Origin of the sequence: Paraburkholderia sediminicola (assembly GCF_046026675.1) — a bacterium.
In the GTDB taxonomy this organism is placed as follows: Bacteria; Pseudomonadota; Gammaproteobacteria; order Burkholderiales; family Burkholderiaceae; genus Paraburkholderia; species Paraburkholderia sediminicola_F.
Genome location: NZ_JAQQEY010000001.1, coordinates 2700088 through 2727040, shown reverse-complemented (window position 1 = coordinate 2727040; position 26953 = coordinate 2700088). Strand labels below are relative to the sequence as shown.

The 26953-nt window shown below is 66.3% G+C and carries 2 protein-coding genes; both read left to right on the top strand.

The window, feature by feature from the left end; translation table 11 throughout:
• The first annotated feature begins 86 nt into the window (after nucleotides 1-86).
• The gene (locus PQQ86_RS11685; protein ID WP_408266738.1) at nucleotides 87-10871 is read left to right on the top strand and encodes a non-ribosomal peptide synthetase; all 10785 of its coding nucleotides are present in this window, start codon (nucleotides 87-89) and stop codon (nucleotides 10869-10871) included.
• Nucleotides 10868-26953: a non-ribosomal peptide synthase/polyketide synthase gene (locus PQQ86_RS11680; protein WP_408266737.1), complete on the top strand. Its 16086-nt coding sequence runs from the start codon at nucleotides 10868-10870 to the stop codon at nucleotides 26951-26953. Before PQQ86_RS11685 ends, PQQ86_RS11680 begins: the two co-directional genes overlap by 4 nt.

The following is a 26953-nucleotide window of genomic DNA, read 5'->3' as shown; positions in this document are numbered from 1 at the left end:
ACGGCATCGGTACGTCCTGACGCACTCCTTGTGCGGCCCTTGGGGCCGCGCGGGCGCGTCGGCGTTTTCGGAACACGAGGAAGGAAATGCAAGTAGACAAATCGGTAGCAGGTGACAACACCGAACGCGGTATCGACGCGGGCTTCGTCGCCGGCGACTGGACAAGCCGCGTGATCGAAGGCAGGAAGACAGGCTCAAGCGTGACGCTGCCCGCGTGGCTCGATGCGTCGTACGAGACGATGCGCACGCAGGTGATGGATCCCGGTTATCCGTGCTTTTTCGGCACCATGGCCGAACGGCGCGGCGAGATGTTCTATGCGTTCGTCAACGGCAAGGACATCTCGGAACTGCCGGCGACGATGCAGACTTTCGCTGAGCTGGCCTCGCGCCCCGAGTATCGCAAGAACAACATCGCGGTGTTCTTCGAGCCGGATGCCGAGTCGCTTTCGCACGATACCTACCAAACGCTGTTCTGGAACGCGCTGCAAACGCTGCATAACGTCGACCCCGATCCGAACGCCGACGCACAGCCCGAACCCTCGCACGAAGACTGGGAGTTCTCGTTCGCGGGCGTGGAAATGTTCGTCGTCTGTGCGTGCCCGTCGTTCCATACGCGCCATAGCCGCAATCTCGGCCCCGGGATGGTCTTGCTGTTCCAGCCGCGCAGCGTCTTCGTCGATACGATCACGAACAAGGTGATCGGCCGTGAAGCGCGCAATCAGGTGCGCAAACGGCTCGAAACGTGGGATGACGTGTCCGCACATCCGGATCTCGGCTTTTACGGCGACCCGGGCAACCTGGAGTGGAAGCAGTATTTCCTCACCGACGAGAACACGCCCGCGGGCGACCGCTGCCCATTCCTCAAGCGCAGCAGGCGCGCACTGGCCGATGCACCCAAACCGGTATCTGTATCCGCACCTGCCGAGGCCGCGCAGGATCTCGTCAGCACGATGCTGCGCCACGTCGCCGCGCAGCCGGACCGCATTGCCGTGCGCTTTCTCGCGGACGGAGAGCGTGACGAACAGTTGCTCACCTACGGCCAGTTGCATCGCCGCGCGCTGGCCTGCGCCGAGCGTTTGTCGCGCGACGCGCAGCGCGGCGACCGCGCTATTCTGCTTCTGCCCACCGGTCTCGATTACGTCGCTGGTTTTCTCGGTTGTCTGTACGCCGGTGTGATCGCGGTGCCCGCCTATCCGCCGGAGTCGTCGAATCCGCAGCATTTGCAGCGGGTGCGCGCGATGTTCGACGACTGCGAGCCGCGTGTGATCCTCACCGATTGCGCGCATGACGCGCTGCTGTCGAATCTCGCCGATAGCGTGGAATCGCTGGCGACGCGTTGCACGACGTTGCTGGTGGACACGGTACAGCAGGGCGCTGCCGCTGGTTTTACCGTCCAGCCGCCCGCCGCTGGCGATCTCGCGTTCCTGCAGTACACCTCGGGTTCGACGGCCGCGCCGAAGGGCGTGATGGTGAGCCACGGCAACGTGAGCGCCAATGAAATCGCCATACGCGCGGCAATGGCCTTCAGCGCGGACGACATCATGGTGAGCTGGCTGCCGCTCTATCACGACATGGGTCTGATCGGCGGCCTGCTGGCGCCGCTCTTCGTCGGCTTTCCGGTGGTGCTGATGTCGCCCGCTCATTTTCTCGAGCGGCCAGCGCGCTGGCTGCAGGCCGTGTCGCGTTATCGCGCAACTGTGAGCGGCGGTCCGAACTTCGCGTATCAACTGTGTGCCGAGCGTGTGCGCGCCGACCAGTTGGACGATGTAGACCTGTCATCGTGGCGTGTCGCATTCTGCGGTGCGGAGCCGATTCGCGCCGCGACGCTCGATGCGTTTGCGCGCACTGGCGCTGAAGCGAAGCTCGCCGCGGCCGCGCTGTATCCCTGCTATGGGCTCGCGGAAGCGACGCTGTTGGTGAGCGGCGTCGATGCTGGGCAAGGTTATGCGTTGTTCGACGCTGAACGCAGCTCGCTGGCAGCGGGACATGCCGCGCGGGCCGATGCCACCGATGCAGTGTCGCTTGCCGCGGCTACGCGTCTTGTCGAAGGCGGGCGAGTGCAGGCGCATCACGCGGTGCGTATCGTCGATCCGCAAACGGGCGCGGACCTCGAGAGCGGCGGCATCGGCGAAATCTGGTTTGGCGGCCCGAGCGTCGCGCAAGGCTACTGGAACAATCCGCAGGCAAGCACGGAGACGTTCGTCAGCGATGCGAACGGCGTGCGCTGGCTGCGTACCGGCGACCTCGGCTTCATGTCCGGCGAGCGCCTGTATGTGAACGGCCGGGTGAAAGATCTGATCATCGTGCGTGGGCAGAATCTCTACCCGCAGGATATCGAGGCGACGCTGGCCGCCCGCGTCGCCGCGCTGCGCCCCGGGCGCATCGCTGCGTTCGCGGTCGGGCAAGGCAAGGACGGCGAGGGGATCGGCGTCGCCGCGGAAATTTCACGCGTCACCGCGCGCGATCTCGACGAAGCCGCACTGTTTGCTCAGATCGAAGCGGCCATCGTCGACGCGCATCGCGAACCCGTCGCCGCCATCGCGATCCTGAAACCCGGCACGCTGCCGCGCACGTCGAGCGGCAAGCTGAGGCGCAGCGCCTGCGCACAAGGCTGGCGCGAACAGACGCTCGAGCTCTTCGCACGCTACTCCCGTGACGAGACCGGCGCGCTTGTGCAGAGCGGTGTGCGCCGGGAGGCGGCGACGCCGACCGAAGCGGCATTGCTGTCGATCTGGCAAACCGTGTTCGACGACGCCACCCTGTCCTGCGATGCCGACTTCTTCGCGCTCGGAGGCCAGTCGATTACGGCGACCGCGCTGGTCGCGCGCATCCGTGTCGCCTTTGAACGCGACGTGCCGCTCGATTTCGTTTTTATGCAGCGTTCGATCGCCTCGCAGGCTGCCTGGCTCGATCAGACCTCGCATGAAGTAACTGCCGCCGAACGCGCGTCGCGGGTCGGCCTCGCGGCTGCCATCGATGCCTCGGCACTGTCCGCTGGCCAGCGTGCGCTGTGGTACCTGTGGCGCGAAGCGCCCAGCAGTTCGGCGTACAACGTGTCGGGCGCGTTCCGGATCGACGGCGCGCTCGACGTGGCGCGGTTGAGCGACGCCGTGTCGGCACTGGTGCGGCGTCATCCGCAATTGACGATGCGCGTGCGGCTGGACGGCGCGAACCCGCGGGCCGCCTTCGACGCCCACGCGGCACAACTCGAGATCGTCGACACAGACGCGGACGACCACATCCAGGCACTGATCGATGCGCCATTCGATCTGGAGCACGGCCCGCTGTTCCGCGCGCATCTTGTACGCGGCGCAGAGGGCTCGCATGCACTCGTGCTATCGCTTCATCACATCATCGCGGATGCGCATTCGTGCACGGTGATCATGCGCGACCTGATGCGTTTGTACACGTCAGACGTCGAGCTTGAAACGCTGACGGCGACCTATGCCGACTACTGCGCGCTGCAAAACGCATTCGCCGCATCGGACGCCGAACGTCAGCAACTCGACTTCTGGCGCGAAGCGCTAGGCGATGCGAGTCCCGCCGCGCGCTTGCCCGCCGATCGCTCGCAGCACGCATTACCGCAGCAGGGCTATGCAAAGGGCGGCCGTCTGCGCGTCGATCTGCCGGCGCAACTGGGCGTAGCGCTGCGCGAATTTGCAAACGATGAGGGCACGACGCTTTTCACCGTGCTGCTCAGCGCATTCGCGGTTGCGATCGAGCGTTATTCGAATCAGTCCGATATCCGGATCGGCGTGCCCGTGTCGAACCGCCGCGAACTGGCGTACGAGAACGTGGTCGGCTACTTCGTCAATACCACGGTGGTGCGTGCGCAAGTCGAGCGTGCGAAGCCGTTCGCGTCGCTGGTCGATGCGGTGCAGGACATCCTGCTCGCGGCGCGCCGACACGCCGACGTGCCGTTCCCTCGAGTCAGCGACGCATTGCGCGACCGTGGCCCGCTGTTCGAGATCATGTTCAACCTCGAGGAAGCGGTGCTGCAGGATGCCGTTGCGCCGGCTGGCCTCGCCTTGAGCGATCTCGATCTGCGTGCGCGTGACGTGGCGTTCGAATTGTCGCTCGACGTGACGGCCGCGCGCAACGGTGTGTCGTTGTCGTTCAGCTATCTCGCGAGCCGCTTCGATGCGGCCACGATCGATGCTTTTGCGCGCCGTTATGTCGGGCTGCTCGAACAGATCACGGCGAACCCGGCGATGGCGATCGCACAGTGGCAGGTCGACGGTGTGGCCGCATCGTTGGACGAACAGCGTGAACGCGCGACGGCCTTTCTGCCGCTGACCGCGCGTATCGAACGTCAGGTGCGCGAAACGCCGCACGCCACCGCGCTGCGCTGCGACGGCGAATCGGTCAGCTATGCGCAACTGGCGGTGCGCGCCGGGCAACTCGCGGGTGCGCTGCGCGCGGCCGGTGCCCATGCCGACGAATCGGTCGCCATTCTGTTGGGCCGCACACCGGCGCTGGTCGCCGCGATGCTCGGCACGATGCAAAGCGGTGCGTGCTACGTGCCGCTCGACGGCACATATCCTGCCGAGCGGATCGCGCACATGCTCGACGATGCCCGTGTGCGTATCGTGATTACCGATCAGGCCCATGCACAACGGCATGCCGCCGAGCTGGCCGGCTGCATGCTGATTCTGGTGAGCGACGCCGCAACCGCCTCCGCTATGGACGTTGATGTCAACGCTAGCGCACGCGTGCATCCGGATCAACTTGCCTACATCGTGTTCACGTCGGGTTCGACCGGCCGGCCGAAGGGCGTCGCGATTTCGCACCGCGCGCTGGCAAGCCATATCGACGACTTCATCGCAATGCACGCGGTCGGCCGCGACGATGTCGTGTTGCAGTTCTCGACACTGAGCTTCGATGCGTCGATCGAACAGCTGTGGCCGGCGCTCGCAGTCGGCGCGGCCGTGGCGATGCGCGGCGATGCGTCGTGGGACCCCGAGACGCTCGAAGCGTATCTGCGCGACGAATGCGTCACGCTCGCCGATCTGCCGACCTCGTACTGGCGCGAATGGACAGCGTCGCTGGCCGGCCGAACGCGCGCAGACGACCTCGCGTTGCTGCGCACGATCACCGTGGGCGGCGAAGCGGTGTCGGCGGATCTGCTGGGCCGCTGGCAGGGCGGGCCGCTCGGGCACGTGCGTTTCGTGAACACCTATGGGCCGACCGAGACGACCGTCGTCGCGTTGGCGCACACCACCACCGCCGGCGACGCGGCATCCGGCGTGGTGCCGGTTGGCCGCGCGCTTGCGCATCGCAAGGCGGTGTTGCTGGATCGCCATGGCGAGGCAGTTCCTATTGGCGGCGTCGGCGAACTATGCATTGGTGGGTCCACGCTGGCACGCGGATATATTGGCCGGCCCGGTATCAGCGCGGCCGTCTTCGTGCCCGATCGATCGGGCGCGCGTCTCTATCGAACCGGCGACCTGTGCCGGCAGCGCGCCGACGGCAGCTTCGATTTTCTCGGACGCGTCGATCAGCAACTGAAGATTCGTGGCGTGCGCGTCGAGCCGGGCGAAATCGAGGCTGCACTGCGCGAGTCTCCGGGCATCGCCGATGCATGGGTCGTCGCGCATAGTCCGGCCGCTCATCCCGATGCCGAAGCCGCAACGCAACTGGTCGCTTACGTGGTCACGGCGCACGCTGCGGCGTTCGATGCCGCGGCGGTGCGGCGCGTGCTGGCTGAGGTGCTGCCGCCCGTGATGATCCCCAGTGTGTTCATCCCGCTCGACGCGTTGCCGCTGACGGCCAATGGCAAGCTCGATCGCCGCGCCTTGCCGAAGCCGCCGGAAACTGCGCCTGCAGATGCATCGACGGCTGACGCGATGAGCACGCGCGAGGCGCAACTGCTGACGCTCTATCGCGAGGTGCTGCATCGCCCCGACTGTGCCCTCGACGACGACTTCTTCGCGTTGGGCGGCGATTCGATCCTGTCGCTGCAACTCGTGGCGCGTGCGAAAGAAGCCGGCCTGACTGTGACCTCGCGGCAAGTCTTCGCAGCACCCGATGTGCGCAGTCTTGCCCAACTGCTGGCGAGCGAAAGTGCCGGAGCCGCGTCGCACGGCGATGCGCTCTTCAACGAGCCGCGTGCCGGGACCATGCCATTGACGCCGATTCAGGCGTGGTTCTTCGAGCACTATCCAGATGCACCGGCGCGCTGGAACCAGGCGGCCGTGCTGCGGTTGTCCGAGCCGCTCGATATGGTGCGCCTTGAAGCTGCGCTGCATGCCCTCGTCGTTCGGCACGACGCGTTGCGACTGCGCTTCACGCAGACACCTTCGGGTGAATGGCAGCAGCGCATCGAATCCACCGACGCGTGGCGTACGCGCGCAGCACCGCTGCTGCTCGACAGTGGCGCGGACGATCCGTCGCAGACGATCGACCAGGTGCACGGCAGTCTTTCGCTGCAGGACGGTCCGCTGCTGCGCGCAGCATTGCTGCGCGGCGAGGGCCACGACCGTCTGCTGATCGCGATTCATCACCTCGCCGTCGATGCGGTCTCGTGGCACGTTCTGCTGCGGGATCTTGAACAGCTTTATCGAAACTGTGAGGCACGTTTGCGGGCGACATCGTTCGGCGCCTGGGCGCTGATGCAGGCGCGCGCCACAGAGCAACCTGCAGCCGCGGCGGTTCTGGCAGACGAACTTGATGTCTGGCGCCGTCAGCTGACGCAAGCCGCGAAATCGTCAGCGCGTTTCGCCGTCAAGAACACGGCCGTCGCGGCCGTTGGAACGGACACCGCGCGCACCGAACAGGACCATCGTCGTGAGCGGATGGCCGCCGCGCGGATTGTCAGCCCGGCATGGCGCGACGCACGCCGTCGCCCCGACGTGCTGCTGGCCGCACTGGTCGACGCGCTGTGCGAAGGCGACGACACGCACAGCAAAGCGCATTGCGAAGGGATCGTTGTCGAGATCGAAGGACATGGCCGGCAGGTCGAATTGCCGGGTGCAGCATCGGTCGACTTGTCGACAACGGTGGGTTGGTTCACCAGCCGCTTCCCGCTCTGGATCGCGCGCGGCGCGCGTGCCGCGGATATTGCGGCGGCGCTTGCCACCGCACCGGCGAGCGGCGTGCGCTGGGGCATGCTCGAATACAGCGCCGACGCGACACTGCGCAACGCGGCGCGCGCGCTGCCGCGTGCCGAAGTGGTATTCAACTATCTCGGCGACGTCTCGGCTGCCGGCATGGCATCGCAGCGCCCGCTCTGGTCGGTCACGGCAGACCCGGTCGGCATGACGGGCCAGGCGCGCCGGCCGGACGCCGCAAGCATTCGGTTGACGCTTGACGCGATGCTCGTCGATGGCGATCTGGTGTTCGACTGGCACGCCGATCCGGCCTATATCGATGCCGCCGAGCTGGACGCATTGACGCAACGCTTCGCCACGTACTTGCAAGGCGACGAGCGCAAGCATGCCGCAAACGATGATGCGGCGCCGGCTGCCGTGGCACTCGCGCTGCGCAGTCCGATGGCCGCACTGAACGCGGCACAAATTGAAGCCTGTTTCAGCGATTCCGACGCGATAGAAAGTCTGCATCCGCTCTCGCCGATGCAGCGCGGCATGCTCTCTCATGCGCTGCATGCAGAGGTCGATCCGTACTATGTGCAGCACGTGTTCACGCTCGACGGGATCAGCGATCCCCATCTGTTTGAACAGGCATGGCAGAACGCCGTTGAACGGCATCCGATGCTGCGTACGGATTTTCATTGGGACGGCTTACCCGTGCCCGTGCAGGCCGTGCGCAAGTCAGCCGCGCTCGCCATGGATCATCGCGACTGGCGCGGGCTGGATGGACAGACGCTGCGCGATACGCTCGTGGCGCAATGGCGAACCGAACACGCACAGGGGTTCGACTTTGCGAAGGCCGCCGAATTGCGGATCGCGCTGATTCGCGCCGATGCCGAGCGCTACCTGCTTGCGTGGCGCTTCCATCATATTCAGCTGGACGGCTGGAGTCTGGCCGCCTTGTTCAACGAAGTCGCGGAGGATTACGCACGACTCGCCGCACCGGACGATGCGAAACCCGCGTTGAGTCAGCAGCATGTGGCGGCGCCAGGATTTGGCCGCTACGCCGACTGGCTGGCGGAGCAGTCGTTCGAGGCATCGAAGCAGTGGTGGCGCGATGCGCTGGCCGGCTTCGACGAACGCACGCCAGCGCCTTACGCAAGCCGCGCGCAAGCGCAGGCTGAACGCGCATGCGAGACGTCGGACGCGGGCCGGAGTCGCTATGCCGAACAGCACGCCGATCTTGACGACGCGCTGACGCAAGCGTTGCGCGATTTCACCCGCGCACACGGCGTCACGCTGAATACGCTGATGCAGGGCGCGTGGGCATGGCTGCTGTCGCGTCACAGCGGCAAGCGCGATGTCGTGTTCGGCATGACGACGGCCGGACGCAGCGCGCCGCTCGACGGCATCGAACAGTCGATCGGGCTGTTCATCAATACCGTGCCGCTGCGTGTCGAGCTTCGTCCAGAGCGTACGGTGGCCGATTGGCTGCGCGCGTTGCAGCGTCACAGCGGCAGCCTGCGCGAGCACGAACTGCTGCCACTCGATGCAATCCAGGCCGCGAGCGAAGCCGGCGCCGAGCAGGCGCTGTTCGATACGGTGGTGGTGTTCGAAAACTATCCGATCGATCCGCGGATGACGCAGTACCCGCATGGCCTGCGCGGAGCGGCACATCTCGAGTTGCCGCTCGTGCAGAACGCGCAGGGTGCGGAGACGTTCGGCCGCAATCATTTTGCGTTGAGCCTTGTGGTGTCGCCGGGTCCGCAGCCGCGGGTGGTGCTGGCCTACGACCGCAATGTGATTGGTGATGAGTTGGTCTTCGCGCTGTTGCAGCAGTTCGAGGCCGCACTCGCGCAACTGGCCGGCTCGCCCGCGACTCGGCTCGGCGCGCTCGGCTGGCATGAGCAGGCAGACACGTCGACGTTAGCGGCCGCTCGACCGCTCGCGCTTTCCGTACCTTGCGTGCCCGAGCCCACTTTGCTGCAAACAATCGCCACGCGCGCGTTGAACGATCGCACGCGCGAGGCGGACGCGCTGGTGTTCAACGGCGAACGCATCAGCTGGTCGTCGCTATGGGCGTGGTCCGGCCAGATCGCACGACGGCTGGCGGCCGCGCATGACGCGCAGGCGTCGGCGCCCGGCTTGCGCGATATCGCGGAGCCTCACATCGCGATCCTGCTGCCGCGTGGGCTGGCACTTGTGGCCGGCATTCTCGCGGCATGGCGTCTCGGCGCCGCGTATGTGCCGCTAGACCCGGGTCATCCCGCGCAGCGTCTTGCCTGGCAGATCGGGGATTGCGGTGCGTCGCTTTGCGTGTGCGACGAACGCCCATCGTGGATGCCGGCACACGTCGAGACCGTGCCGCCGTCGCGCTATTTCGCGGATGGCGCCGGTTTCGCCGATCGGGTCGAACCCGGCCGCGCGGTTCATCCCGCCCAGACAGCGTACGTGATCTACACGTCCGGTTCGACGGGACGGCCGAAGGGCGTCGCGGTCAGTCACGGCGCATTGCTCAATTACACGCGCTCGCTGGTGGCGCGCGTTCCCGTCGCCGTCAGAAGCGCGGCCTACGTTTCGACACCCGCCGCCGATCTCGGGCACACGGTGCTGTTCGGCGCGCTCTGGGCGGGCTGGACGCTTCATCCGCTCGACGAAGACTGTGCCTTCGATCCGGACCGGTTCGCCGCCTACATCGGCCAGTACGAAATCGATCTGCTGAAGATCGTGCCGAGTCATCTCGCGTCGCTGCTGCAGGCGAGCCATCCAGCACGCGTGTTGCCGCGGCAGTGTTTGATCGTCGGCGGCGAAGCGACTCCGGTTTCACTGGCCAGCCGCATTCAGGAACTGGCGCCGCGCTGCCTGCTGCTGAATCACTACGGGCCGAGTGAGACGACTGTTGGCGCCATCACCGGTGTCGCGTCCAACGAGGCGCAAGCCGCTTCGCTGACGCTCGATGAGCCGATCGACGCGATGCGTCTCGTCATTGTCGATCACGACGGCCACGCGGTGGCACATGGCGTGGCGGGCGAACTATGCATCGGCGGAGCGGGGCTGGCGCGCGGCTATCTGAACCAGCCCGGCCGCACGGCCGAGCGGTTCGTGCCGGACCCGATGACGGCGGGCGAGCGTGTGTACCGGACCGGCGACCGGGCGCGCCGTCTGGCGTCGGGGCGCATCGAATGGCTTGGACGTATCGACGATCAGGTGAAGATCCGCGGTTTTCGCATCGAACCCGGCGAAATCGCGGCGGTTCTGCGCGGCTTGCCCGGCGTGCGCGATGCGGCGGTACTGGCAAGAAGTGAAGATGTCGCCGGAGAGAACGCGCGTATCCGTCTGACCGGCTACGTATGCGGCAATGCGCTGGATGGTGCAACGCTGCGGCAGACCCTCGCGACGTTGCTGCCCGATGCGCTCGTGCCCGCGCGCATCGTCACGCTTGCGCAATTGCCGCTGACGAAGAACGGCAAGCTGGACCGCGCCGCGCTTGAAGCGCTGGCGGATGAAGCGCCGCAGCAGCGAACCATCGAAGCGCCGGCGAACGCCGTCGAAGAACAGTTGCTGGTGATCTGGCACGAGGTGCTGGGGCGCGACGACATCGGCGTGCTCGACAACTTCTTCGAAACCGGTGGTGATTCGATCCTGAGCCTGAAGCTGATCGCGAAAGCGCGCCGCGCGGGCCTGTCGCTCTCGCCGAAGCTCGTCCTGACCCATCCGACGGTGCGCTCGCTGGCCTCGCAACTGGCGGGCGCAAGCGCTTCGCCTGAGCGCCAGGGCGTGGTGGCAACGAGTGGTGCGGTCGGCAAACAAACCTTGAAGTCGTGGTTGGAAGAACTCGAATGAATGCGTTGATCAAGTCTTTGGCAGTGAATGAAATGGTGTCTTCCGGCACGACAGCTTCGGCTGCGGCCGCTCCCGCACATGATGCCGGTGAGCTTATCGACATCTCGCGCCGCTATGCGAGCTTGCCCCCCGAGCGCCGCCGTGCATTTCGCGAGCGCCTGCGAGCACATGGTTTCGACGTCGCGCAGTTGCCGGTGGTGGCGTTGCCGGATGACGACGATGCATCAGCCGACGCGCCGCTTTCGCCGGCGCAGGAGCGTTTGTGGTTTCTGTGGCGTTTGAATCCGGCCAGCGCCGCGTACAACATGTCGGGCGTGTTGCGCCTGAAAGGCGCGATCGATGTGTCGGCGTTGCGCACCACGTTTGCCGCGCTGGTGACGCGTCACGCGTCGTTGCGCACGCGTTTCGTCGAGGTTGATGGCGAGCCGCGTCAACGCGTGGACAGCGAGACCATATTCGGTTGGGCGGAGCAGCAACTCGCGGATCAGGGCGACTCAGCCGTGCAAACCGTGCTGGACCAGCTTGCATGGCGGCCCTTCGATCTCGAACACGGACCGTTGCTGCGTGTCGATCTGGTGCGAACGGAAAGCGACGAACAGCGTCTGCTGATTTCGATGCATCACATCGTGTCCGATGGCTGGTCGATCGGTGTGCTGTTTGCTGAGTTCCTGGCACTCTACGAAGCCGCGGTGACGTCGGCTGATCGCGAGCCACGTGCGCTAGAAGCGCGTGCGGAGCTGGAGCCGTTGCGCGTTCAGTACGCCGATTACGCGCGCTGGCAGCGCGAATGGTTCGACGACGAAGCCTTGGCTGAACAGATCGACTACTGGCGCACACAGCTCGCGCCTGTCGACGTGGAAGCGCTTGCGTTGCCGTTCGACCGCAGCCGCACCGGCGCGCGCGATACAACGGCCAGTACGCGAGCCGGTACGGTGTCGGCCTGCGTGCCGGCCGCGACGGCGAATGCACTGAAACATTTCGCGGGCACGCGTGGCACCACGCTCTTCGCCGCGTTGCTGGCCGCCTTCGACGTGCTGCTGCATCGCTATACCGGTTCGCGCGACGTGCGTGTAGGCGTGCCGGTGGCGGGCCGGCATGGCGCTGACACGACCGGCCTGATCGGTTTCTTTGTCAACACGATTGTGATGCGCGCATCGCTGCGTGCGAGCGATACCTACGCCGGGCTGCTCGACCAGGTGTCGGCACGCCTCGCCGAAGGGCAGTGTAACCAGGACCTGCCGTTTGCCCGACTGGTCGAGGCGTTGCAGCCGGTGCGCGAACCCGGCCGTACGCCGCTTTTCGACGTGATGTTCAACTTGCGGCAACATCCATCGCATCGTGCATCGTTGTCCGGACTCGACGTCGAAAGCGTGGCGCTGAATGTGGATGCCGCGCAGTTCGATTTGAGTCTGAATGCGGCGGAGAGCGAGCGCGGCATCGATCTGTCATTCGATTTTGCGAGCGATGTGTTCGATGCATTGACGGTGGAGCGTCTGCTTGCGCACTATGTGTCGATACTCGATGAGGCGGCGCGTGTGCCGGATACGCGTATTGGTGCGTTTGCGCTTGTGCCTGACGATGGTGATGGCGTGGCGTTGTCTGAGACGGCACGGCACGCTGCACTGCCGTTCGAACCTGTGACGGTATCGATCGAGGCCCAGGCACGCATGCGTCCCGACGCGATTGCCGTGTGCTGCGACGGCGGGTCGCTGACCTACGCGCAACTCGACGCCTGGTCGAACCGTATCGCGCATCGGCTGGTTGCACTCGGCGTGCAGCGCGACGAACGCGTTGGCGTGAGCCTCGACCGCTCGTGCGCGCTGGTGGCGGCGCTGCTCGGTGTGCTGAAGGCCGGCGGCGCCTACGTGCCGCTCGATCCTTCCTATCCGGCAGGACGTCTGTCGGCCATGATCGCCGATGCCGGCGTGCAGCGTGTCGTGCTGCAGGAACTCAATCCGGTGTTCGACGGCTGTGAACTGGTGCAGGTCGATGACGTGGGCAATGAACCGTCACATGCCTGCAACGTCGCCATCGACGCGCAGCAACTCGCCTACGTGATCTTCACCTCCGGTTCGACCGGCCGTCCGAAGGGCGTGGGCATCACGCATGCGAACGTGTCGCGCCTGCTGTCGGCCACACGCGCGCAGTTCGCCTTCGACGAGCGCGACGTGTGGACGCTGTTCCATTCGTATGCGTTCGACTTCTCGGTGTGGGAGCTGTTCGGCGCACTCGTACACGGTGCACGACTGGTGGTGGTGCCGTACTGGAGCGCGCGCGATACACGCGCCTTTCATACGCTGCTGCGCGAAGAACGGGTGACGGTGCTGAACCAGACGCCGTCGGCGTTCGTGCCGCTGATGCAGCACGATCTGGAATGCCGGCGCGCGGGCGACGCATCGATCGACGCATTGCGTGTGGTGGTGTTCGGCGGCGAGAAGCTCGAACCGTCGCTGCTGGGCGCATGGATCGACGCGTGCGGCGCGCAGGCGCCGGCGATGGTGAACATGTACGGCATCACGGAAACGACGGTGCACGTGACGTACCGCCTGCTGCAAAGACAGGAGATGGGAGCGGGTGCGCGCAGCGTGATCGGCGAGGCGCTAGCCGATCTGCAACTGCACGTGCTGGACGACGACATGAACCCGGTTCCGCGCGGGGCGGTGGGCGAACTGTACGTGGGCGGAGCGGGTCTGGCGCGTGGCTATCTGGGCCGGGCGGGGCTGAGTGCGGAGCGGTTCGTGCCGGACCCGTGGGGAGCAGACGGTGCGCGGCTATACCGTTCAGGCGACGTGGCACGGCGTGAAGCCGATGGCGCGATCGTCTATATCGGCCGTAACGATGCGCAGGTGAAGATTCGTGGCTTCCGGATCGAACTGGGGGAAATCGAGGCGGCGCTGGCGGCACTGCCGGCGGTGCGTGAGGCACGGGTGCTGGCGCAGGAAGGGCGGCGGCTGATCGCCTATGTGGTGCCGCAAGGGCAGACTGCATGCGATGCATCGCAACTGGAGCAGGCGCTTACGCAGGCGCTGCCGGCGCATATGGTGCCGGGCGCATACGTGCTGCTTGACGCATTGCCGCTGACACACAACGGCAAGCTGGACCGTGCCGCGTTGCCGGCACCGGATGCAGCCACTGCCGATGAACACGTGGAGCCCGCCACACCGACCGAGGCGTTACTCGCGCAGATCTGGTGTGACGTGCTGGGCGTCGAACGTGTCGGTGTACATGATGACTTCTTCGGGCTCGGCGGCCATTCGCTGCTCGCTGTGCGCGTGCTGTCGCGTGTGCGTCGGGAGGTGGGCCGCGACGTGCCGCTGCAGGCCGTCTTCGATCATCCCGGGTTGCAGCGCTTCGCTCGCTATCTCGACGAACTGACGCACGCCGGCGAGTCGCCTGTCGCGACGCAGGATGTGTCGATTCCTCGTGTAACGAAAGCGGGCGAGGCTGTGCCGCTGTCGCACGCGCAGGAGCGCCTGTGGGTGCTGTGGCGGCTCGAACCTGATAGCGCCGCCTACAACGTGGTCGGCGCGCTGCGTCTGGAAGGCGAACTGTCCTTGCCCGCATTGCGCAGCGCGCTCGATGCATTGGCCGAGCGGCATGACGCATTGCGTTTGCGCTTCACGGAGGCGGGTGGCCTCGTGCGTCAGCTGGTTGCCGACGCGACTGCCGGCAGGCAGGTCGAGTGGCGCGAATACGATTTGCAGGGCCGCTCGAGCGAACTCGATAGCCAGCTTCGCACCTTCGCGCAGGAGCCATTCGATCTGTTGGGTGGGCGGTCGTCACGCTTCGGCCTGTTCAGGCTCGATGCAACGACCCATGTGCTGGCGTTGTCGATGCATCACATCATCGCCGATGGCTGGTCGATCCGCGTATTGATCGAAGATTTCAGCGCGCTCTATGCGGCAGCGCTGGATGCATCGAAAGCTACGCCGCTGCCTTCGCTGCCGATCCAGTACACCGACTTCGCTTCCTGGCAACGTCGGCGTATTGGCGAAGCCGCCCTGGACGCACAACTCGATTTCTGGCGCACGACACTGGGTACCTCGCATCCGGTGCTGGAGTTGCCCGTCGATCGCGAACGGCGTCACGCACGTTCGGACGCCGGAGGGTGTGTGTCGCACACCGTGCCGCACGGCGTCGCGCAACGTTTGCGTGCCGGTCATGCCGGCGAGGGCGTGACGCTCTTTATGGCCTTGCTCGCTGCCTTCGACGTGCTGCTGCATCGCTACACGGGCGCGCCGGATATTCGCGTCGGCATTCCGGCCGCGGGGCGTGAGCAGATCGAGACCGAGGGCGTTGTCGGGTTCTTCGTCAACACGCTGGTGATCCGCAGCGATCTGCGCGCGCGCGAGACTTTTGCGCAGCTTGCGAAGCAGGTGCGGGATCGGGTGCTGGCCGCGCATGCGCATCAGGACGTGCCGTTCGGCCGCATCGTCGATGCATTGCAGCCGGAGCGCAATCTGCTGCAAACGCCGTTGTTTCAGGTGATGTTCGATCTGCGTGTCGACGACGGCATCGATGCGCTGCGGCTGCCGGGTCTGTCCGCGACGCGCATCGACGCTGGTACGGGCAGCACGCAATACGATCTGATGCTGCACGCCGAGGAACGCGACGGCGCACTCGATCTGTCGTTCAGTTTCGCGAACGATGTGTTCGATGCGTCGACAGTGGAGCGTCTGCTTGCGCACTATGTGTCGATACTCGATGAGGCGGCGCGTGTGCCGGATACGCGTATTGGTGCGTTTGCGCTTGTGCCTGACGATGGTGATGGCGTGGCGTTGTCTGAGACGGCACGGCACGCTGCACTGCCGTTCGAACCTGTGACGGTATCGATCGAGGCCCAGGCACGCATGCGTCCCGACGCGATTGCCGTGTGCTGCGACGGCGGGTCGCTGACCTACGCGCAACTCGACGCCTGGTCGAACCGTATCGCGCATCGGCTGGTTGCACTCGGCGTGCAGCGCGACGAACGCGTTGGCGTGAGCCTCGACCGCTCGTGCGCGCTGGTGGCGGCGCTGCTCGGTGTGCTGAAGGCCGGCGGCGCCTACGTGCCGCTCGATCCTTCCTATCCGGCAGGACGTCTGTCGGCCATGATCGCCGATGCCGGCGTGCAGCGTGTCGTGCTGCAGGAACTCAATCCGGTGTTCGACGGCTGTGAACTGGTGCAGGTCGATGACGTGGGCAATGAACCGTCACATGCCTGCAACGTCGCCATCGACGCGCAGCAACTCGCCTACGTGATCTTCACCTCCGGTTCGACCGGCCGTCCGAAGGGCGTGGGCATCACGCATGCGAACGTGTCGCGCCTGCTGTCGGCCACACGCGCGCAGTTCGCCTTCGACGAGCGCGACGTGTGGACGCTGTTCCATTCGTATGCGTTCGACTTCTCGGTGTGGGAGCTGTTCGGCGCACTCGTACACGGTGCACGACTGGTGGTGGTGCCGTACTGGAGCGCGCGCGATACACGCGCCTTTCATACGCTGCTGCGCGAAGAACGGGTGACGGTGCTGAACCAGACGCCGTCGGCGTTCGTGCCGCTGATGCAGCACGATCTGGAATGCCGGCGCGCGGGCGACGCATCGATCGACGCATTGCGTGTGGTGGTGTTCGGCGGCGAGAAGCTCGAACCGTCGCTGCTGGGCGCATGGATCGACGCGTGCGGCGCGCAGGCGCCGGCGATGGTGAACATGTACGGCATCACGGAAACGACGGTGCACGTGACGTACCGCCTGCTGCAAAGACAGGAGATGGGAGCGGGTGCGCGCAGCGTGATCGGCGAGGCGCTAGCCGATCTGCAACTGCACGTGCTGGACGACGACATGAACCCGGTTCCGCGCGGGGCGGTGGGCGAACTGTACGTGGGCGGAGCGGGTCTGGCGCGTGGCTATCTGGGCCGGGCGGGGCTGAGTGCGGAGCGGTTCGTGCCGGACCCGTGGGGAGCAGACGGTGCGCGGCTATACCGTTCAGGCGACGTGGCACGGCGTGAAGCCGATGGCGCGATCGTCTATATCGGCCGTAACGATGCGCAGGTGAAGATTCGTGGCTTCCGGATCGAACTGGGGGAAATCGAGGCGGCGCTGGCGGCACTGCCGGCGGTGCGTGAGGCACGGGTGCTGGCGCAGGAAGGGCGGCGGCTGATCGCCTATGTGGTGCCGCAAGGGCAGACTGCATGCGATGCATCGCAACTGGAGCAGGCGCTTACGCAGGCGCTGCCGGCGCATATGGTGCCGGGCGCATACGTGCTGCTTGACGCATTGCCGCTGACACACAACGGCAAGCTGGACCGTGCCGCGTTGCCGGCACCGGATGCAGCCACTGCCGATGAACACGTGGAGCCCGCCACACCGACCGAGGCGTTACTCGCGCAGATCTGGTGTGACGTGCTGGGCGTCGAACGTGTCGGTGTACATGATGACTTCTTCGGGCTCGGCGGCGATTCGATCCTCAGCTTGCAGGTCATTGCGCGAGCGCAGGAAGCGCATCTGGATATCACGCCGCGTCAGTTGTTCGAACATCCGACTGTCGCGGGACTCGCAGCCGTTGCCGAAGCGCAGCGCAATCAACCGCGCTCGCGTACCGCAATCGAGCGTAACGACACGATGCCCTTGACGCCGATCCAGTCGTGGTTTTTCGAGCTTCATCCGCGCGGGGAATCGCACTGGAATCAATCGGTGCTGCTGACTTCAGGCGTGCCGCTCGACGTGGGTGCGCTGCAACTTGCATGGCGCCACCTGCAGAAGCGGCATGACGCGTTGCGCCTGCGGTTTGCACGCCATGCCGTCAACCGCATCGATTCGTCCGACGCACACAGTAGCGAGGAGGCGGGTGGATGGCAACAACGTGTGCTGCCATTCGACGGTGGCGCACCAATCGAGAGCCTCGATCTGCGCGCATTGCCGGACGCGGTCGCCCGTCTCGACGAGGCGTGCGACGCAGCACAACGCAGTCTCGACATCGAGCACGGCCCGGTGTGCTGCCTGCTGCACGCGAAAATGGACGATGGCGAACGTGTGCTGATCGTCGTGCATCACCTGTGCGTCGATGGGGTGTCGTGGCGCATCCTGTTGCGCGAACTGGAGCGCGACTACGCCGCAGCCGTTGCCAATGAAAATGAAGCAGACGATGCCATCGCCACTGCATCGACACCGTGGAGCGCATGGGTTGCGGCGCAACGCGAGCATGCCGCGTCGGATGCGGTCATATCGGACGCGTCCGCCTGGCGCGCCGCGCTTGCGGATGCAGACGCGTGGCTGCCCGTGTCCAACGGCGCTTGCACCACCGCCACGTTTGGTGCGAGCCGTACCCGTGAAGTGGGCTTCGACGCCGGCGTCACGCGCAGGCTGTCGAACCACGCCACGCGCGTTTATCGCCTGCGGGTGGACGAACTGCTGCTGACGGCGCTGGCGCAGACGCTGAGCGCCTGGCGTGCGCGGCGCGGCGTGTTGATCGACGTCGAGAGTCATGGCCGCACGCATCCGGTCGGCGAACTCGATCTGAGCGGGACGATCGGCTGGTTCACGACGCGCTATCCGTTGTGGATCGATGCGCCGGACAACCCGGCCGATGCGCTGCTGCATGTGAAAGATCGCGTGCGCGATGTCCGCTTCGACGGCATTCACTGGATGTGGCTCACGCAGGCCGATGCCACGCGCGCGCCGCATGGCGCGGAGACGCTTGCTGACCTGCCGCGCGCGCAGGTGAGCTTCAATTACCTGGGCCGCTTCGATACGTCGCTCGAACAGGACGGCCAGTTCCGCTTTGCGGCCGAAGCGGGGGGCGCGCCGCTTGCGGCCCACTCGCCGCTGCCGTATGTGATCGACGTCAACGGTCTGATCGCGAATGAAGGGCTGTCGCTCACATGGCGTTACAGCCCCGATGTAGTCGACGACGCGACGATTGCACGCCTCGCGAGCGATTTCGAGGCGCGCGTGCTGCGTCTGATCGGGCATTGCGAGACCATGCAGGCGGTGCCGACCCGTCACGATTTCGACCTTGCGCCGCTCACGCGCGCGCAGTTCGATGCAGTCGCCGCGCATCTGCCCGACGACGTGACCGATCTCTATCCGGCCACGCCGCTGCAACAGGGCATCCTCTATCACAGCCTCATCGACGAGGCGCAGCAGAGCTATACGAACCAGCTGCATCTGACGCTGATCGGCACGCTCGACGTCGCCGCGCTGCAGAACGCGTGGCAGCAGGCCGTCGTGCGCCATGACATTCTGCGTACGCAGTTTTTCTGGCAATACGAGGGCGTGCCGCTGCAGGTCGTCAGACGCGTTTTGCAGTTGCCGTTCGAGCGCATCGCCTTGCGCGCGCAGGACCTCGATACGCATGCGTTGCGACTGTCGCAGTGGCGGGCCGCCGATCTGCAGAAGGGCTTCAGCTTCGAGGCCGCGCCGTTGATGCGCGTCTCGTTATTCGAGCGGCCGGATGGCGCGCACGATCTGATCTGGACGCATCATCACCTGTTGATGGACGGTTGGAGCAGCGCGCAACTGCTGTCCGAAATCGCCCAGACGTATCGCGCATTGACGAATGTCGAAGGCGAGGCAGGCAAGCTTCCGGCAAGCGCGCCGCGTTTTCGCGATTACGTGCGCTGGTTGCAGGCGCAGCCGGGCAGCGCAGCCTGGTGGTGCGAGCAACTCGCGCGCCGCGACGAGCCCGCGACGCTGCAATCCGGCCTCGGACGCACGGCGGCGCCGCAACCCGGTGTCGCACAACGACGTGTCGCACTCGACGCACGACAGTCGACTCTTTTGCAGCAGGCTAGCCGTACGCTCGGCGTGACGCTGAACACGATTACGCAGGGCGCCTGGGCTTTGCTGCTCGCGCGCTACGGCAACCGGCAACAGGCGGCGTTCGGCGTGACCGTGTCGGGCCGGCCGGCCGGCTTGTGTGGCGCGCAGCAGATGCTTGGGCTCTTCATTCACAGCCTGCCGCTTTGCATCGACGCGCGGCCGGACGAGCAGGTGTCCACCTGGCTGCGTGCGATCCAGGCGCATAACGTTGCGTTGCGTCAGCACGAACACACGCCGCTTGCGCACATCCAGCAATGGGCCGGACAAGGTGGCGAATCGCTGTTCGACTCGCTGCTCGTGTTCGAAAACTATCCGATCGACGAGGCCGCGCGCGACCAGCGTGGTGCGCTGGAAATCGTCGCGACGGAATCGGTGGACCCGACGCATTACCCGCTGACGCTGTCGATCCTGCCGCGCGAGGGCATTGAGATCGAATGGTCTTGGAATACGGCGCTGTTCGACGCATCGACGATAGAACGGGTGAGCGGGCACTACGTGGCGCTGCTGGAACAGATGTGCGCCTCGGGCGAGCAGCGCCTGTGCGAGCTGTCGATGGGGGCGGGCGCGGGTGCCGCGAGCGCGGCGCAACGTGCGTCGTATGCGTATGTGCCGACGGTCGCGCGCTTCGAGTCGCGTGCGCGGGTGTGTGGCGACCGGCAGGCCGTGATATGCGGCGACGAGCGGCTCAGCTATGCGCAGCTCGACGCGTGGGCGGACCGCCTGGGCGTGGCGCTGATGCGCGCGGGTGTGGCGCACGAGGACCGGGTGGGGGTGTGCCTGGAGCGCTCGGCGGGACTGGCCGCGGCGCTGCTGGGGATCTGGAAGGCGGGTGCGGCGCAGGTGCCGCTGGACCCGTCGTATCCGGAGGCACGGCTGCGCGAGATGATCGAGGATGCGGGGGTGCGTTGTGTGATTGTTGATGTGGCGAGCGCGGCGCAGCTGTCGGGGGTGCTTGAGGGCTGCGTGCAGGTACGGATTGGGGAGGAGGCTGGGCAGTTTGATGAACCGGTCGATGGGCAGGCCAATGAGCAGGCGGATTCGCAGCTTGAGAGGCAGTTCGATGAACCTGCCAGTCCAGTTGCCGGCGAACGTGCCCGGCCGGATGCATCGCGTGCCCGGCGCGCGCTGCGCAAACGCACCGCATCGATCCACCCGGAGCAGCTCGCCTACGTGATCTACACGTCAGGCTCGACCGGCCGGCCCAAGGGCGTGGCGGTGAGCCAGCGCGCGCTGTCGCTGCACCTGGAGGACTTCATCGGCACCTACGGGATCTCCGCGCAGGACACGCTGCTGCAGTCGTCGACGATCAACTTCGACGTGGCGCTGCACGAACTGCTGCCGGCGCTGCTGATGGGCGGCCGGGTGTGCATGCGTGGCGCCGCTGCGTGGGACCTGCAGGCGCTCAGCAGCGCACTGGCGACCCACCAGGTGACGTTCGCGCGGATCCCGACGGCGCTGTGGCAGCAGTGGCTCGGCGAGGCGCCGTCGCGCGCGGCGCTGCCGGCCTTGAGGCAGATCACGGTGGGCGGCGAAGGTCTGCCGGGGGACGCGCTGGCGCGCTGGCAGCGTAGTGCACTGGCGGGCGTGCGGCTGGACAACCTGTACGGGCCGACCGAGACGACGGTGGCGGCGCTGTACCGCCGTACGCAGCCGGAGGACACGCGGCACGTGAGCGCGCCGATCGGGATGGCGTATCCGGGGCGCAGCGTGTGCGTGCTCGACGGGGACGGCAACGAGGTTCCGGTGGGCGGGCTGGGCGAGCTGTGCATCGGCGGGGTGTCGCTGGCGCGCGGCTACCTGGGGCGGCCGGGGCTGACGGCGGAGCGCTTCGTGCCGTCGCCGTACAACGACGGAGAACGGCTGTACCGCAGCGGGGACCTGTGCCGGCTGCGCGCGGACGGCTGCATCGAGTACCTGGGACGGCTGGACCAGCAGGTGAAGCTGCGCGGTTACCGGATCGAGCTGGGGGAGATCGAGGTGCAGCTGCGCGGGTGTGCCGGGGTGGAGCAGGCGGTGGTGGCGCTGCGCGGGGAGGGCGAGCGCCGGCGGCTGGTGGCGTACTGGGTGGGCGAGGCGCAGGCGCCGCAGTTGCAGGCGGCGCTGCGGTCGACGCTGCCGGGGTACATGGTGCCGGGCGGGTGGATGAAGCTCGCGCGGCTGCCGGTGATGGCCAACGGCAAGCTGGACCGTGGGGCACTGCCGGCGCCGCAGGAGGACGAGGCGTGGCAGGCGGTGGCGCCGCGCACGGCGCGCGAGACGCAGATGCGGGCGATCTGGGCGTCGGTGCTGGGACGCGAGACGCAGCAGCTGGGGGTAACGCAGAACTTCTTCGAGGCGGGGGGCGATTCGATCGTGAGCCTGCAGCTGATCGCGAAGGCGCGCCAGGCGGGACTGAGGCTCACGCCGAAGCAGGTGTTCGATCATCCGACGATCGAGGCGCAGGCGCGCATGGCGGTGGAGCTGGGCGGGGCGGAGCAGGTGGAGCAGGCCGAATTGCACGAAGCGCTCCCGCTGACGCCGATCCAGGCGGGTTTCTTCGACCGGTTTGAGGCGGCGCCGTCGCACTGGAACCAGGCGGTGCTGCTGCGGGTGCGCGGGGGGCTGGAGGTGGCGGTGCTGGAGCGCGCGTTGCAGGCGCTGGTGGCGCGGCACGATGCGCTGCGGCTGCGGTTCGTGCGGGTGGGGGAAGCGGAACATGTTCGCGCGGGAGAACGAGATGCAGCAGAAGGACAGGATGTAGAAGGACATGACGCAGCAGAGAAGCGTGATGCAGCGGAAGCATCGACGCGTAGCTGGACACAGCAGGTAGCGCCGGTACAGACCCAGCCGCAGGAATCGCTGGTCGAACAGATCACAATCGGCGACCGCGGCGACTGGGAGCAGGCGCTGCACGATGCGTGCACACGGGTGCAGCAGCAACTGGACCTGCGGCGCGGTCCGCTGCTGAAGGCGGCGTATCTGGATGTGGGGCGACACGGCCAGCGTGTGCTGCTGGCGATCCACCATCTGGCGGTGGACGGGGTGTCGTGGCGCATCCTGCTGGAGGAGCTGCAGCAGGCGTATGCGCAGGCGGAGCGTGGCGAGGCGATTGCACTGGGCGCGCGCAGCACGCCGTTCAGCGTGTGGAGCCTGCGTCAGCATGCGTACGGGATGCAGGCGGAGCGGCTCGCGGAGCTGGGCTGGTGGCAGCAGCGGCTCACGGACGTGGTGGCGTGGCCGGCCGCGGAAGCGACATCAACAAACGCAGCAGGCACATCGACAAACACAGCGACAGGCACAGCGACAGGCACATCAACAGACGCACCCACCGCGACCCACACAATCCGCCTCGACCCGCAGACGACTTCGGCACTGCTCTACGACGGCGCACACGGCGCAGGGCGCCCCGGCCTCACACCCGAAGTCCTGCTGCTGGCCGCGCTTACCCGCACGCTGGCGCAGCGCAGCGCGCAGCCACGGGTGCTGGTGGAACTCGAGGGCCATGGCCGCGAGGACATCCTCGATGACATCGACCTGACGCGCACGGTGGGGTGGTTCACGACACGCTATCCGGTCGTGCTGGAAGCGGATGACGACGCCAGTCACACCCTGCACACCGTGCGCGCCGCACTGGGCGAAGTACCGCAGCGCGGTCTGCACTGGGGCCTGCTGCAGACACGCGCGTCGCGGGATGCGACGGTACGCGAGGCACTGGCCGGACTGCCGCAGGCGACGGTGGGCTTCAACTATCTGGGCCAGTTCGATGCAAGCCTGCCGGAGACTGCACGCTTCGCGTTCGCAGAGGAGCGGGGCGGTGAGTCGGTACAGGCGGGACTCCACGATGCGCAGGCAAAGGTGCTGCAGCTCGATGCCCTGGTAGCGGACGGTGAACTGCAGGTGAGCTGGCGCTACCGCACGGACCGGCTCACGCAGCAGGAAGTCGAAGCATGTGCAGCAGGTTTCGCGCAGCAACTGCAAAACATGATCGATGCAACACAACGTCCGGCGACACGGCTCTACGCATCGGACTTCCCACTTGCGCGACTCTCACAGTCAGCGCTCGACGTACTGAAGCTAGACCCGGAGTCCATCGTCGACATCTATCCGGCGACGCAGGCGCAGCAGGGCCTGCTGCTGCACACGCAGCTCGGTGCGAGCTCGGGCATCTACGTGAATCAGCTGCGGCTGACGTTGCGTGGCCCGCTCGATGTCGCCGCATTGCGCGACGCCTGGCGGGTCGCCGCAGCGCGGCACGAAATCCTGCGTACAGCCTTCGTCGTTTCGCCGGAAGCGGACATGCTGCAGGTCGTGCATCGCGAAGTCGAGGTGCCGTTCGCCGAACACGACTGGTCCTCGCTCGACCCTGTTACGTACGACAACAAACTCGCCGCATGGCGCGAGGCGGACGTGGCGCGTGGTTTCGATATCGAAGCGCCGCCGTTGATGCGCATTGCGCTGATTCGTCGCCCGGACGGCGCGCATGATCTGATCCGCACGCATCATCATGCGTTGGTCGATGGATGGAGCGGTGCGCGCCTGTTGGGTGAGATCGTCGACGAATATCGTGCACGTCTGCAGGATTCGCCGTCGGCACGTCCCGCGCCCGCGCGCTATCGCAACTACCTCGAGTGGCTCGCATCGACAAACCGCGAGAGCGAGTCTCACGCATGGTGGCAGGAGCGGATCGCGTTGCTCGACGAACCTGCGCTGCTCACCGCGAGTCTTGGTACGCCCGTGTTTTCAACCGGCGAACAACCGTCCGCGGATGCAATCAGTACCCGCGAAATGGCATTCGACGCAGACCTGAGCGAGCGGCTGCGTGCCGCCGCGCAGCGCTACCACGTGACCTTGAACACGTTGATGCAGGGGGCGTGGGCGCTGCTTCTGTCGCGTTACGGCAATCGCGAGCAAGCGGCGTTTGGCGTGACGGTCGCCGGGCGGCCAGGCGATCTCGTCGGCGCGCAGGAGATGCTCGGTCTTTTCATCAATACGCTGCCGGTGTGGACGGACGTTCCCGACGGCGCGCGGCTGTCCGGATGGCTCGCCGCTTTGCAGCAGGTCAACAGCGCAATGCGCGAGCACGAACAGACGCCGCTCGCGCAGGTTCAGCGCTGGTCCGCGCGCACCGGCGATGCGCTGTTCGACAGCCTGCTGGTATTCGAAAACTATCCGGCCGACGAGGCACTGTCGTCGAGCGACGATCTATTCACCGTTGACGCGCTCGATTCGATCGAACGCACGCACTATCCGTTGACGCTGACCATCGTGCCGCGCGGCGCGATCACGTTGCATTGGGCATGGCGCGCGGTGCGCTTCGCGCCGGCAAACGTCGAAGCAGTGGGCCGTCATTTCGTCGAACTGCTGACGCGCTTCGCAGAGCCGGAGGACCCGCTACTTGCGTCGATTGCGCTTGCTCCTGTTCACGCAGTGGCTGCGTCACCCGTGCAAGAGGCATTGGACACGGTCTCATTCATGCCGGTGCAGCGTCGCATTGCGGATCACGCGAACGGTGCCGCTGCGGCTCGCACCGCCGTGACCTGCGGCGACGCGACGCTGAGCTTCGGACAACTCGAAGCGTGGTCGAACCGCATCGCGCAACGCTTGCGGCGGCTCGGCGTGAAAGACGACACCTGTGTGGCCGTTTGTGTCGATCGATCGGTGGGACTCGCGGCTGCCTTGCTCGGCACGCTGAAGAGCGGCGCCGCTTACGTGCCGCTCGATGCGTCATATCCGGCTGCACGGCTTGCCGCGATGCTCGACGACGCGCAGGTTGGCGTCGTCGTCGCGGACGAAGCCTGCGCGCAGATGCACGCGGCGCTTTTCGCCGATCGCGTGCTGGTTCGCATCGACGAGGTGGACGACGAGCGCGATGTGCCGTTACCTGATTCCGCTTCGTCGTTCGACGAAAACCGGCTGGCCTATGTGATTCATACGTCGGGTTCGACCGGCCGTCCGAAAGGCGTGGCGGTCACGCACGGCGCACTGGCGCGGTTGCTGTCGTCTATCGGCGGACGTCCCGGCCTGTCGGCCGCGGATACGCTCGTCAGCGTGACGACGGTCTCGTTCGACATCTTCGCGCTGGAGTTGTATGCGCCGCTGATCGCCGGCGCAACGGTCGTCATCGCGCCTCGCGCGGTCGTGACGGATGGGCGGCGCCTTGCCGCGCTGCTCGACGACAGCGGCGCGACGATGATGCAGGCCACGCCGATGGGTTGGCGCGTGCTGCTCGAAGGAGGCTGGCGCGGCGCGCAAGGCCGGCGGTTTGTCGCACTGTGCGGCGGCGAAGCGCTTGCACCGGACCTCGCCGCGCAATTGCTGGCGCGTGGCGTCGAACTCTGGAACATGTACGGCCCAACCGAGACGACGATCTGGTCGAGCGTCGCGCGGATCGTCTCCGCCGCTTTGCCGATCACGCTCGGTGACGCGGTGGGACATACGGTGTTGCGCGTGGTAGACCGCGCCGGCCGTCACGTGCCGGTGGGCGGGGTGGGTGAGCTGTGCATCGGCGGCGCCAATCTGGCGCGCGGCTACGTGGGGCAGGCCGGCTTGAGCGCCGAGCGCTTCGTGCCCGATGCACTTGGCGAACCGGGTGCGCGTCTGTATCGCACCGGCGATCTGGCTAGAGTGCGCGTCGATGGCGGGATCGACTATCTCGGCCGGCTCGATCATCAGATCAAGTTCCGTGGCTATCGGATCGAGATCGGCGAGATCGAGGCGCAGCTTGCGCGCAGCGCCGGTGTCCGGCATGCGGCAGTTGCGCTGGCGGGCGAGGGCGCGGCACAGCGCCTCGTCGCGTTCGCGGTGAGCGACAACACGCTCGATGCCGCGCGCGTGCGTCACGAACTCGGGCGGGTGTTGCCCGTCCATATGACGCCGTCCTCAATCGAACAGATCGACGCGATGCCGCTCACGTCGAACGGCAAGCTCGATCGCAAAGTACTGCGCAGCATGGCGAACGGAATCGATGCGCAGGCTGCATCGACACACCGTACGCCGCCATCCACCGGCACCGAAAAGACCTTGTGTGGGTTGTGGGCCCGCGCGCTCAACGTTGCCGACGTTGCCAACGTTGGTATCGACGACGACTTTTTCGAGCTTGGCGGTCACTCGTTGCTTGCGGTGCGGCTGGCGAGTCAGATGGCGGCTGAGTTCGGCCGTCCCGTGGATGTCGCGCAACTGTTCCGGCTGGCAACGATCCGGCGCATTGCGCTTGCACTCGACGAAGCGATCGGTCAAGCCGCGCGCGATGAAGAAGACGATTCGACCGATCAGTTCAAGGATCTGCTGTCGACGCTCGATGACTGA

Excerpts from the sequence above, each read along its gene's own strand:
- PQQ86_RS11685 (WP_408266738.1), top strand. The coding sequence starts at position 87 with ATGCAAGTAGACAAATCGGTAGCAGGTGACAACACCGAACGCGGTATC.
- PQQ86_RS11680 (WP_408266737.1), top strand. The coding sequence starts at position 10,868 with ATGAATGCGTTGATCAAGTCTTTGGCAGTGAATGAAATGGTGTCTTCC.